The following is a 12,770-nucleotide window of genomic DNA, read 5'->3' as shown; positions in this document are numbered from 1 at the left end:
CGGTCTCCGGCACCAATTCCGGGATCCATCATCAGACGTCTTTGTCTGTCTTTAGTATAGAAAGAACCCGCACAAAAGTCAATATGTTTTGCAAGCAAAAATACAAAAACCTTCACTTTTGGCGTTTTAAACAGTTTATTTTAGGAATTCAAATTGCAGTTTTGCACGAAACTCCAGAATTTCCTGCATTTTAAAATTTTTTCCAAAAAAGTATTGACAGCGAAAACAGATCGGCCTATAATAGCGACAGTACAGCAAAGGCGCTGTGAGCGAAGAACCGCTCACGGCGCTTTTTTTGTTTGAATTTGATTTAAAAAAAGCACACCAAATGAAAGGAAGCGTTTCTTATGAGTAAAGTCCCTGAGTTATTCGGCAGCATGGTTTTCAACGACGATGTTATGCGCGACAAACTACCGAAAGACGTCTACAAATCCCTGCGCAAAACCATTGCAGACGGCAGGGACCTGGATATCACGGTCGCCAATGTTGTTGCAAACGCCATGAAGGACTGGGCCATTGAAAAAGGCGCCACCCATTTCACCCACTGGTTCCAACCGATGACCGGCATCACGGCAGAAAAGCACGACAGCTTCATTTCTCCGCAAAAAGACGGAAAGGTCATCATGGATTTCTCCGGCAAGGAACTGATTAAAGGAGAACCGGATGCTTCGAGCTTCCCCTCCGGCGGCCTGCGTGCAACCTTTGAAGCAAGAGGCTACACCGCCTGGGATCCGACCTCCTATGCATTCCTCAAAGACGGCACCCTTTGCATTCCGACCGTATTCTGCTCCTACAGCGGAGAGGCGCTCGACAAAAAGACGCCGCTTCTCCGTTCCATGGAAGCCATCAGCGACGAGGCGCTGCGGATTCTGCGACTCTTCGGCAACACCACCGCCAAGCGCGTGGTCACAACCGTCGGCCCGGAGCAGGAATACTTCCTTGTAGATAAAAAGCTTTACGATGAACGAAAAGACCTGCTCTTCTGCGGACGCACCCTGTTCGGCGCACGTCCCCCGAAAGGCCAGGAGCTTGAGGACCACTATTTCGGCGCCATCAAGCCACGCATTGCGGCCTATATGAAGGATCTCGACGAAGAGCTCTGGAAGCTTGGCATCCTCGCCAAAACCAAGCATAACGAAGTAGCGCCTGCTCAGCATGAGCTTGCCCCGATATTCACGACGACCAACATCGCAACCGACCACAACCAGCTGACCATGGAAACCATGAAAAATGTGGCCTTAAAACACGGTCTCGTGTGTCTGCTTCATGAGAAACCTTTTGCAGGCGTTAACGGAAGCGGGAAACACAACAACTGGTCCATTTCCACGGACACGGGCGTCAACCTTCTGGAACCCGGCAAATCCCCGTATGAGAACGCGCAATTCCTTCTGTTCCTCTCTGCGGTCATCAAGGCGGTCGACGAATACCAGGATCTTCTCCGCGTATCCGTCGCAAGCGCAGGCAATGACCATCGTCTCGGCGCAAACGAGGCACCCCCGGCCATCGTTTCGATGTTCCTTGGCGACGAGCTGACTGCGATCCTCGATTCCATCGAGAACGGAACAGCCTACAACGGATGCGGACGTTCTGAAATGGAGATTGGCGTCCATGTCCTCCCGCATTTTCCGAAAGACACCACCGACCGCAACCGGACTTCCCCCTTCGCCTTTACAGGCAACAAATTCGAATTCCGGATGCTCGGTTCCACGCTTTCCATCGCCGGCCCGAACATCGTGCTCAACACGATCGTCGCCGAAGAACTCAAGCAGTTCGCCGATGTTCTTGAAAAAGCGGACGACTTTAAGTCGGCACTGAATACGCTCATCAAAAAGACCATCAAAGAACACAAGCGCATCATCTTCAACGGCGACGGGTATTCCGCCGAATGGCCGAAAGAGGCCGAAAAACGCGGCTTGCTCAACCTTAAATCCACGGTTGACGCGCTGCCGGCCTTCATCAGCGAGAAAAACATCAAGGTCTTTACCGATCATAAGATCTTTACCGAAACGGAAGTGCGTTCCCGTTATGAGATCCTGCTCGAAACCTACGGCAAGGTGCTCAACATCGAGGCGCTGACCATGGTCGATATGGTCAAGAAGGATATCATCCCGGCGGTCTCGAAGTACATCGCGTCTCTTGCAGAAGAGGTCAACGCCAAACGGGCGGCCTGCGGCAGCGTGCCGTGCGATATGGAAACGTCGCTCATTGAAAAGCTCTCTTCGCTTTCGAGTTCCATGTACAAAAAGCTCTGTGCGCTCGACGATATTCTGCTCGGCGTTAAGAACTGCGGCGGCGGCGCGCTCGCAACCGCGCGGTATTATCACGATTCCGTCTTTACTGCCATGCAGGAGCTGCGCGCGGTGGTCGACGAACTCGAAGTCAACACAGCAGAGGAAGCCTGGCCGTTCCCGACCTACGGCGACCTGCTCTTCCGAATCTAACCGTTTATTCCCAGTTTTCCAACACAAAGGCGTGTTGGGCAGCCCGGCAAAACAAGTGCCGGGCTCCCAACGCGCCTTTTTTACAGCATAAAGGATTTAAAAGGAGGAAACAACAATGGATATGGATGCATTACGAGAAGTCTTTGCAACCGTCGATAACGTGGACATCATGTGGACACTCGTCGGCGCGGCGCTGGTTTTCTTCATGCAGGCAGGCTTTGCCATGGTGGAAACCGGCTTCACGAGAGCGAAAAACGCCGGTAACATCATCATGAAAAACCTGATGGATTTTTCTATCGGCACCCCGATCTTCTGGTTTATCGGGTTCGGCATCATGTTTGCCGGTTCCGGCGCACTCGTCGGCGGCTGGGATTTCTTCACCAGCAACGGCGGCGATTACACCACGTTGATTTTCCAGACGGTCTTCTGCGCAACTGCAGCGACGATCGTCTCCGGCGCAATGGCAGAGCGGACGAAGTTTAAATCTTACCTCATTTATTCTGCTGTCATCAGCGCGTTTATCTATCCGGTCTCCGGACACTGGATCTGGGGCGGCGGCTGGCTCGCTTCGCTCGGATTCCATGATTTCGCAGGTTCTACGGCTGTTCACATGGTCGGCGGCGTCGCTTCGCTCGTCGGCGCAAAGATCCTCGGACCGCGCATCGGCAAGTACGGCAAAGACGGCAAGCCCCGCGCAATTCCCGGTCACAGCCTGACCCTCGGCGCACTCGGCGTATTTATCCTCTGGTTCTGCTGGTTCGGATTTAACGGCGGTTCCACAGTCTCCATGACAAACGGAAACGATATCCTCGCCAGCAAGGTATTTGTCACCACGAACCTCGCGGCAGCAGTCGCAACCTGCGCAACCCTCATCACAACCTGGATCCGCTACAAGAAGCCGGATGTCTCCATGACGCTCAACGGCTCTCTGGCCGGTCTGGTCGCCATCACGGCGGGCTGCGATATGGTCGAACCCTGGGCAGCAGCTGTTATCGGCCTCATCGCCGGCGTCCTGATCGTCTTTGCAGTGGAATTCTTTGATAAGGTCGCAAAAATCGACGACCCGGTCGGCGCAATCAGCGTGCACGGCGTATGCGGCGCAACCGGTACGATCCTCACCGGCGTCTTTGCAAATGATATCGGTCTGGTAAACGGCGGCGGCTTCCACTTCCTCGGCGTACAGATTCTCGGCGTTGCTTCGGTCATCGCTTGGGTCGCAATTACAATGACCGTTGTATTTCTGCTTTTGAAGAAGTTTGTCGGCCTGCGCGCTTCGAGAGAAGAAGAGATCCTGGGCCTCGATGTAACAGAACACGGCTTGGTCAGCGCATATGCGGACTTTACCCCGACGGTAGAACACCTCTATGACGGCAATCCGGAAGCAGCGGCCATCACGGCGCACGCTGCGGTAGAAACGGCCGTTCCGGTCGACGCAGCCGTTCCGGTACAGCTGGTAACCGACGAAACAAAGGCTCCGGCATCCGACGTCAAGATGACAAAGGTCGAAATCATCTGCAACCAGAGAATGTTTGATTCCCTCAAGAATGCCATGAACGACATCGGCATCACCGGCATGACGGTCACGAACGTCCTCGGTTGCGGCGTACAGAAGGGCAAAACCGAATATTACCGCGGCGTTGAGGTCGACTTCAACCTCCTGCCGAAGATCCAGGTCGAAATGGTCGTCTGCAAGGTTCCGGTCCGCACGGTCATCGAAACCGCGAAAAAGGTTCTCTATACCGGCCACATCGGCGATGGCAAGATCTTCGTCTATGACGTGGAAAATGTCATCAAAGTTCGTACCGGCGAAGAAGGCTATGACGCCTTGCAGGATGTCGAATAATCTGCGTTTCCCTCTCTACCCCATTTTTTCATAAAACCGGAAAGCGGCTGCGGGACTATTCCTGCGGCCGCTTTTCCGACGGCGTCTGTTTCGGTTTGGTTTGCGGCTGCCGATTGGGTTTCAACTGCCCGGGCTGCATGCTCCGGCGGCTGGCGACTCGGCGGCTGCCGATCCATTGGCCGCTAATTCGATGTCCGCCGGCCCCGATATCCACTGTCCGGCGGCCGCGGCGCGCAGGGGTTCCCTTTGCAGGTTCGGCGTACCGCTTCTGCTGGGCATTCCGGATTCTGCGCCGCACCATACCGGCCAACCCGGCGGCCGCCAACCTGATGCATGCCGCTCCGGTGCATGTGCGAACGGCAGGCACGCATTCGGGCCGACCCGCTCCGTCGAATGGGGGTTCAATTTAAGACGTTTTTGCCGGTTGACTTTTTTCTGCAATTCTGATAATGATAAAAGAGACGTGATGCTATAACGATTGTGAGGTGATTCTATGGAAACCGCCCTAGCAGGCGTGCTTCCGCTCCGGGTGACGCAGTGCGGCACAGAAAAGTGCGCGTCCGGACACCAATTCGGCCCGTTTGTGCGGGATTGTTATCTGATTCACTATATCTTTTCCGGCTGCGGCACATATTTCTATCACGGAAAGGCCTATCCGCTCCATGCAGGACAAGGATTTCTCATCTTTCCGGATGAGGTCACCACCTATCGCGCGTCCGAAGAAACGCCCTGGCATTATGGCTGGATCGGCTATACCGGAGACGCCGCGGCCGCGCTGACGAGCGAAACCGGATTTTCGCGGGAGGCTCCTGTCTTTACGCTTTCGGAACCGCAAAAGGCACGCCGGATTTTAGAGGAGCTCATCCCGGAGCTTTCCCGGCTGCGGATGGGCGAACTCAACGCTTCCGGCGGACTGCTGCGTCTGCTGGCGCTGACCGGCGAATCCCTGCATCCTTCCGGAAAAGCCGAAGCGCCGCCTGCCTCCTCGGTCTATTTTCAAAAGGCAGTCTGGTATATTGAGGGCAACCTCTTTTCTCCGGTGCGCGTCTCGGAGGTTGCCGACTTTGTCGGCCTGTGCCGGTCGCAGCTGTTCCGGATTTTCCGCGAAGTCGCAAACTGTTCCCCGCAGGAATGGATCCAGCGGGCGCGGCTCCGGCGCGCGGAAGCGCTGATGCTGGACGCCCGGCTTTCTCTGCGGGAAATCGCGTGTTCCTCCGGGTATACGGAGCTGACGCAGATGGACGCCGTTTTCAAGCGGTTTTACGGACAGACGCCCGGCGCTTACCGCAAGCAGCTTTTGGAGCGGCAGGCAAGGCATTTGCCGGGTTCAAATTAACCGGCGCCGCGGGCGTCGATGCATAAGGGCGCATAAACGATCCGAACCGCAATCGGCATTTCCCGCAAACCGCTTTCGGCGGAAGTTTCCGCAACGATCGGCGTGTTTTTCGCACAGCCGGCGCCCGTTTGGAAGCAGCTTCTGCGGCGCGGCACAGGGACGCGAAAGCTGCTCTGCGGGCCGCCATGTGCGGGCTTCCGCCGGCACAATTGCCCCGGCGCGTTTCGGGACGTGCGAAGCCGAAATAGAGATATCCGCACTCTTCGGCAAAACATTGGATTCCGGTTTCGGGACGCGCGAACCCGTAAAGCCGAAAGCCGCAGCAACGGATAGAATAAAAACGAAAAAAAGGAACCCGCTGCGCCTGTCCGGCGTGGCGGGTTCCGCTTTTCGTTTCTGGTTTCGTTTCGATTCCGCCTGTGCAGAATCTTTTAAAAGCTGCTTACAGCTCCAGACCGGCATCCTCCGGCAGCTGCGCAAAATATACATCATCTTCCGGCGTCCTGCTGCGGTAGGCCGTGATGAAAGTCGCGGCATCCTCATAGGTATAGGGCGCAAAGTGCCAGGTACCCGGATGAAAGACAACCGCCTTGTTTCCCGGGACATAAAACGCCGTGACCCGGCTGGCGTCGAATTCGCCCGGAGGCGCCAGGGGAATGATGATCCCCTTGCCGTCCATCGGAATCACCGCCTCTTTGGTTTTCAGATGGCATTCAAACTTCCGGCAGACCGCCTCGCGCGGATAAACGGTCATCAGGTTAAACGCCGCGCTGTCGATTCCTTCCATCACGGCGACATTGCCGTACCAGTCGGAAACGCCGGGATTCCGTTCCGCTTTGGAAACCTCTGTCGCCAGAACGGTTCCGTAAGGTACAAACGCTTCTTCGGTCAAGACCTGCACCTTGATTTTCTGCATGTTCGTTCCTCCGATCTTCCGCTCCGGCAGCAAGCGCCGGAACAATCAAATTTCTGTTCTGATTTTAACACTTTTCAGCAGATTTTACCATGCGCGAATCCAACGATTTTGGATACAATCGCGCGCGCGCAGAAGGTATATTTTTGCCGCATCCGGCCATACCAAAGGATACACGGACCGGCATTTGCAGGCCCAGAGATTTCAAAAAAGGACGGGATTTTCATGCCGGACAGCGCGCTGCTGCTCATGTGCGTCAAAATATTCTTCAGCCGGATCTTAGACGTCTCTCTCGGAACCGTGCGGATGGTGCTGACCGTAAAGGAAAAACACCTTTTCGCAGCGCTCTGCGGATTTTTGGAGGTCGGCATCTGGTTTCTGATCGTCCGCGAGGCGCTCGACGCCGCCGGAAGCAGCCTGCTCATCGTGACGGCATATGCGGGCGGCTTTGCGGCCGGCACCTATCTCGGCGGACTGCTTGCCGACAAGCTGATCAGCGGATACGTCGAGGTGCGCGTCATTACAACGGGAAAAGACCGGGAACTGATCCGGGCAATCCGGGAGGCGGGATACGGCATGTCGGTCGTCAGCGCCGCCGGATCCGAGCTGACCGACGAAAAATACATGCTCATCATTCAGATTGCCAAACGGCAAACCGGCGCGCTCAAGGCGCTTGTGCAGCAGTATGACCCCGCAGCCTTTCTCGTCGTGGATGAGACAAAACTGGTCTGGGGCGGCTTTTTCAAAAAATGATTTGTATATTCTAAATAATATACTGTATAATTATTCTAAACAATATGAATATTCACAAGATTTTTGCATTTTGACGTTCGGCGCGGTGTTTTCCCGCGCTTTTTTCTTGCGACTTTTTGAAAAAACGCTGAATTTTCCTAGGTTTTATTCTTTTTTTGAACTGCATTCCCTGCAAATGCCATCCGTCGTTTTGTCGGCTATAAAATACATCCTTCTGTATATTATTACAAAAACCATCGAAAATTCGCCTGGATATTCTTGCAACAATTCTCTTGATTATGCACAAAAGCTGTATTATAATAAGTCTCGTTACATGAGAAATACAACTCAAATGATTTTCCAGGAGGATGAACCATCATGAAGGCACTGAAAAAAATTGTTCTTGCGGTATTGGCCGTTTGCCTGCTTCTTTGCTGCTTCCCGGCTTGCTCCAGCAGCGGCAGCGCAGAAAGCGACAAACTCATCATGGCGACCAACGCGGAATTCCCGCCGTTTGAGTCCAAATCCGGCGACGGCTTTGTGGGCATCGACATCGATATCATGAACGCCGTTGCCAAGAAACTCGGCAAAGAGCTGGTTGTAGAAGATATGGAATTTGACTCCATCATTCCGGCCATCACTTCCGGCAAAGCGGATGTCGGCGCTGCCGGCATCACCGTCACCGACGAACGGAAAGAAGAAGTCAACTTCTCTGATCCGTATGCAAACGCCATTCAGGTCATCATCGTACGCGAAGATTCCACCAATAACGGCGACTTGACGGGCCTTAAGGTCGGCGTCCAGCAGGGCACCACCGGCGACACCTTTGTCGATTGGGGCAACTTTGGTGAGGTCGCAAGCCTCGAACGGTATTCCAAGGGCTTTGAAGCGGTTCAGGCACTTGCACAGGGAAAAATCGACGCGGTTGTCATCGACAACGAGCCGGCAAAAGTGTTCGTAGAAGAAAACGAAGGCCTGAAGATTCTCGAAAGCGGCAGCATCTCGGAAGAATACGCACTGGCGCTTTCAAAGAACAACGACGCGCTGCTTGCCGATATCAACAAGGCAATCCAGGAGCTCAAAGATTCCGGCGAACTGCAGCAGATCATCGACAAATACATCGCAGAATAACACGAATTCGTACGCTCGTTTTGATATTTCCCAGAAAGCGTGCCGGGCATCCCCCGGTGCGCTTTCGCCGTAATGGAAAAGGTAGGATGTTGTGGACATGAATGCAATTTTCGCCTGGTTTTCGAACACCTGGCAGTATCTCTCCGATCTTTTTTATAAATGTTTTATCAAAGAAGATCGCTGGCGCTACCTCTGGGACGGCCTTCTGGTCACCCTGCAAATCACCGTTTTGGCGGTTCTGCTCGGATTTGTCATCGGCTTCCTGGTGGCCATCATCCGCGCAACGCACGACAAAACCGGCAAGCTGAAAATCGGCAACGCCATCTGCCGGCTGTATCTCACCGTCATCCGCGGAACGCCGGTCATGGTGCAGGTTCTCCTCATCTATTTCGGCATTTTCGCCTCGGTCAATGTGCCGAAGCTGCTGGTTGCCGTTCTGGCGTTCGGCCTGAACTCCGGCGCGTATACGGCTGAAATCATCCGCGGCGGCATTATGAGCATCGACGCCGGACAGTCCGAAGCCGGCCGGAGCCTTGGATTCAACTACATCCAGACCATGTACTATATCGTCATGCCGCAGACCATCAAAACGGTTCTGCCCGCACTCGGCAACGAGCTTGTCGTATTGCTCAAAGAGACCTCGATTGCTGGTTACATCGCGATGGACGACCTGACCAAAGGCGGCAACATCATCCGCAGCATCACCTACAATGCTTTTCTCCCGCTGCTGGCCGTCGCGCTGATCTATCTTGTCGTCGTTCTGGTTCTCTCCTACGGCGTCAACTGTCTGGAAAGGAGGCTGCGCAACAGTGACCACTAATACTGCTCCCCTCATTACCGTTGAGGGACTCGAAAAGAAATTCGGCGATCTTGCCGCGCTCGACGGTGTTTCCACCACCATCAACAAAGGCGACGTCACGGTCATTATCGGGCCTTCCGGTTCCGGAAAATCCACCTTTCTGCGCTGTCTGAACCTTCTGGAGGTTCCCACCGGCGGAACCATCCGTTTTGAGGGCGTCGATATCACCGATCCGAAGGTGGACATCAACATTCACCGCAGAAAAATGGGCATGGTTTTCCAGCAGTTCAACCTCTTCCCGCATATGACCATTTTGAAAAACATGACCATCGGCCCGGTGAAGCTGCTCAAAATGCCCAAAGCAGAGGCGGAAGCCAAAGCGATGGAATTACTCGAACGCGTCGGCCTTGCCGACCGCGCCTCTGCCTATCCCTCGCAGCTTTCCGGCGGACAAAAACAGCGAATCGCCATTGTACGTGCGCTGTGCATGAGCCCTGACGTGATGCTGTTTGACGAACCGACCAGCGCACTCGACCCGGAAATGGTCGGCGAAGTGCTGGACGTTATGAAGGATCTGGCCCACGGCGGCATGACCATGGCCGTCGTCACGCACGAGATGGGCTTTGCCCGCGAGGTTGCGACTCGTGTCATCTTCATGGACGGCGGAAAAATCATAGAGGACGGCACACCGGATGAGATTTTCAATCATCCGAAGAGCGACCGTCTCCAGAGCTTCCTTTCCAAAATTATTTAACGCACAACATTCAACACACAAAAACCAGGATCGAATTGCCCGTTTCGGCTTTTCAGATCCTGGTTTTTTATGTTTGCTGCGCGCTGTCTGCTGCGCGTCGCCTGTTTTGCATGCTGTCCGCTTGCTGCGCGTCATCCGTCTGCTATTCATTTGTTTTTGCAGAGGAAATGCGCCTCATTTTCTCTGCAAAAATGGGCGCAATGCACCTTGCTCACACCGCAAGAACCACAGAAAATTGTGCGCAAAACCCGGCGTCCTTTCTGGGCCGATTTCGGTACAGAAGAACACCGGGTTTCATTTTTTCAGGATTTTTGTACAGATTCCAATTTCCGTTTCATTTTGCGGCTGATCCGTTCTTTCCCTTCCCATGGGCTTTTTCATGAAAAAAAGCGATTTTTTCTATGTATGAAAAGACAGGACCGGAAACCGGTTTGGTTTTGCGCCCGGCAAACAGGTTGCGTCAAAACGGCACTCCGGGCCGTGCACTGATATCCGAATGCCGATCAAGCCGCACCTGAAAAAGGGCCGCTTGCTCTTATTCCATTTCACAATAGACAAACGTCTGGGCGTGCGGGATATCCGCAGAAACCCCGATATTGCGGAGCGCGCCGGTCCGGGCGTCCGCGGAAAACACTTCCAGACCGCCTGCATACGACGCTGACGGTTCCTCCAGCACAAATACAAACGCGCCGTCCGTGGAAACCTCCAACTCTCTGGGCCAGCCCGCTGTTTCGACCTCTCCGCAGTAAGAAAGTGTTCCATCCTCCGGCGAAACCGCAAACCAGGCGACATGATTGTACCCGCGGTTGGAGACATACAAAAACCGGCGGTCCGCAGAAAGGCGAAGCTCCGCCGCCAAATTATCGCCCGAAAATTCTGCCGGAAGCGTCGAAACGGTCCGGCACTCGGTCAGCGTGCCGTCTGCATTCTGCGCAAACAGGATCACCTCGGCGCTCAGCTCTGTCAGCAGGTAGCCCCATTTTCCGTTCGGGTGGAATTCAAAGTGCCGCGGGCCGGTTCCGGGACGCGCGTTCCAGACCTGCTTTTTGCAGAGGCTGCCGTCCGGCTGCAGCGCATAAACCGTCAGCGTATCCGCGCCGAGATCGCAGACCACGATCCTGTTTCCATCCGGCGCAGGAAACAGCGAATGTGCATGGGAAGCCTCCTGCCGATCCGGATTGATACTGCTGCCGACCTGCTGGACATGTCCGATGCGTGCGCCGATCGTTCCGTCTTCTCCCAGTGCATACACACAGACATGACCTTCTGTATAACTGGACGTCAAAATCCGATCCTGTGCCGGCGTGATGCTGACGTGGCAAAGCCCGTTTTCGACAGGCGCAGCGACGCTGCACGGCACAAGGCTGCCGGTACAGATCCGATACGTTCGGATCGCCGGCCCGTCTCCATCCACCGCACACAGGCCAGCGTCTTTTCTGCATTGCGGGTCAAATAGGAGATTTTCGGAAATGCATCTTCCTGCCGCAAGCGCGAAAGTCGATTTTCTTCCGGGCAGAACACCCAGCTTTCAATTCCGCCGGCAGTGTCATTCACGCCGACCAACAATCCGTAAGATTTCATCAAATTTGCTCCTTTCCATATGAAGCGGCAGCACCCATGAGATGTACCGGACGAAACCGCTCCGAAAAGCATGCTATGAATACAAAAACCTGTCCTGCCGGCTGCGGACCGTTCTCGCGCAGAGAATCGGATCCGGCGCGTCTCTCGCCAGATACCGCCTTAAGCCAAAGCCGTACCTGCGGCATTTGCACGCGCATCTGCAACAAAGCGGGTACCCCGCAGGGGCTGCCAGATCGCCTTGCAAACTCCTCTCTTGGGGCGTTTCTCTGCAAAAAATCCGCCGTGTAAACCGGCTTTTGCTGCGCGGTCCGGGCGTCCGCACAGGCGCGCAAACCGGCTTTTCCAATCGGTCTGCAAAACAGAATTCCTGCTGCGCAATCGCTGTTTCGCCCTGCGTCCGCTTTTTCTAAAAATTAATCCTAAAAATCAATCCGCAGAGGCGGATTCGCCGCACAGCCGAACCGGAATCCCGCGTCCGGTAAGGTAAGCCTTTAGATCCGGAATGGCAATTTCTCCGAAATGGAACAGCGACGCCGCCAAAACCGCGTCGGCCTTGCCCTGTGTAAAGGCGTCGTAAAAATGCTCCATCTTGCCGGCGCCGCCCGAAGCGATGACCGGAATTCCGACCGCTTCCGAAACCGTGCGCGTCAATTCGAGGTCATACCCCTGCTTCCCGCCGTCACAATCCATGCTCGTCAGAAGGATTTCTCCCGCGCCGAGGCGTTCGGCCTCTTTCGCCCAGAGAATTGCGTCTTTTCCCGTATCGACCCGTCCGCCGTTCAGATACACGGTCCAGCCGTCAGAGGGCTGCCAGTCTCCCTGCTGCGGCGCGCGCCGTTTGGCGTCAATTGCGCACACCACGCACTGGCTGCCGAATTTCTCCGCTGCCTGGCAAATCAGCTCCGGATTGTGCAGCGCCGCCGAATTGACGGACACCTTGTCCGCGCCCGCCCGGAGCAGCATGGTAAAATCTTCGACGCTGCGAATGCCGCCGCCGACCGTAAACGGAATAAAAATCCGGGAAGCGACTTCGCTGACCACGTCCAGAATGATCGCACGCGCATCGGACGAGGCGGTGATATCGAGGAGCACCAGCTCATCTGCGCCCTGTGCGTTATAGGCAACGGCCGCCGCAACCGGATCTCCGGCATCCCGCAGATTGACAAAGCTCGTCCCCTTGACAACCCTGCCGTTTTTGACATCCAGACAGGGAATAATCCGTTTTGCATACATCGTGTGT

11 protein-coding genes are annotated in these 12,770 nt (G+C 54.9%); 7 read left to right on the top strand and 4 right to left on the bottom strand.

Translation table 11 applies throughout. The features are described 5' to 3' along the window. Window positions 1–347: 347 nt before the first annotated feature. The 3 genes from IAG03_RS02255 (at window position 348) to IAG03_RS02245 (ending at window position 5,620) form a co-directional block, all read left to right on the top strand. Entirely contained in the window at window positions 348–2,441 is a 2,094-nt protein-coding gene (locus IAG03_RS02255) for a glutamine synthetase III family protein (protein WP_249318086.1), read from the top strand. A 115-nt stretch (window positions 2,442–2,556) separates the two neighbouring features. Then, window positions 2,557–4,284 carry an ammonium transporter gene (locus tag IAG03_RS02250; RefSeq protein WP_249318085.1) on the top strand — a complete coding sequence of 576 codons (1,728 nt, stop codon included), beginning with the start codon at window positions 2,557–2,559 and terminating at the stop codon, window positions 4,282–4,284. A gap of 493 nt (window positions 4,285–4,777) precedes the next feature. Next, complete coding sequence (locus IAG03_RS02245; protein WP_249318084.1) at window positions 4,778–5,620, top strand: AraC family transcriptional regulator; 843 nt, start codon at window positions 4,778–4,780, stop codon at window positions 5,618–5,620. Window positions 5,621–6,062: 442 nt separating this feature from the next. On the opposite strand, the gene IAG03_RS02240 is transcribed toward IAG03_RS02245, so the two are convergent. Next, window positions 6,063–6,536 (bottom strand): ureidoglycolate lyase, encoded by a 474-nt coding sequence (locus tag IAG03_RS02240; RefSeq protein ID WP_249318082.1) that lies wholly within the window; start codon window positions 6,534–6,536, stop codon window positions 6,063–6,065. Between the two features lie 222 nt (window positions 6,537–6,758). Here IAG03_RS02240 and IAG03_RS02235 point away from each other — a divergent pair, with 222 nt between their 5' ends. The 4 genes from IAG03_RS02235 (at window position 6,759) to IAG03_RS02220 (ending at window position 9,949) form a co-directional block, all read left to right on the top strand. Further along, window positions 6,759–7,286, top strand: coding sequence for a DUF2179 domain-containing protein (locus tag IAG03_RS02235; protein ID WP_249318081.1), 528 nt, complete (start codon window positions 6,759–6,761; stop codon window positions 7,284–7,286). Between the two features lie 357 nt (window positions 7,287–7,643). After that, complete coding sequence (locus tag IAG03_RS02230; protein ID WP_249318080.1) at window positions 7,644–8,396, top strand: basic amino acid ABC transporter substrate-binding protein; 753 nt, start codon at window positions 7,644–7,646, stop codon at window positions 8,394–8,396. Between the two features lie 97 nt (window positions 8,397–8,493). Then, complete coding sequence (locus IAG03_RS02225) at window positions 8,494–9,216, top strand: amino acid ABC transporter permease (RefSeq protein ID WP_249318079.1); 723 nt, start codon at window positions 8,494–8,496, stop codon at window positions 9,214–9,216. Then, entirely contained in the window at window positions 9,206–9,949 is a 744-nt protein-coding gene (locus IAG03_RS02220; RefSeq protein ID WP_346726092.1) for an amino acid ABC transporter ATP-binding protein, read from the top strand. Before IAG03_RS02225 ends, IAG03_RS02220 begins: the two co-directional genes overlap by 11 nt. 535 nt (window positions 9,950–10,484) lie before the next feature. Here the strand turns inward: IAG03_RS02220 and IAG03_RS02215 are convergent. The 3 genes from IAG03_RS02215 to hisF all read right to left on the bottom strand — a co-directional run bounded on the left by IAG03_RS02215 (window position 10,485) and on the right by hisF (window position 12,763). Next, the gene (locus tag IAG03_RS02215) at window positions 10,485–11,309 is read right to left on the bottom strand and encodes a lactonase family protein (protein ID WP_249318152.1); all 825 of its coding nucleotides are present in this window, start codon (window positions 11,307–11,309) and stop codon (window positions 10,485–10,487) included. Then, complete coding sequence (locus IAG03_RS14340; RefSeq protein WP_249318154.1) at window positions 11,231–11,530, bottom strand: hypothetical protein; 300 nt, start codon at window positions 11,528–11,530, stop codon at window positions 11,231–11,233. Before IAG03_RS14340 ends, IAG03_RS02215 begins: the two co-directional genes overlap by 79 nt. Before the next feature lie 426 nt (window positions 11,531–11,956). Next, window positions 11,957–12,763, bottom strand: a complete 807-nt coding sequence (gene hisF / locus IAG03_RS02205) for an imidazole glycerol phosphate synthase subunit HisF (protein ID WP_249318077.1) — start codon at window positions 12,761–12,763, stop codon at window positions 11,957–11,959. Window positions 12,764–12,770: the final 7 nt, after the last annotated feature.

This window comes from Yeguia hominis (assembly GCF_014384705.1).
Taxonomy (GTDB): Bacteria; Bacillota; Clostridia; order Oscillospirales; family Acutalibacteraceae; genus Yeguia; species Yeguia hominis.
The sequence above is the reverse complement of the archived record's forward strand: the minus strand, read 5'-3'. Positions and strand labels throughout refer to the sequence as shown.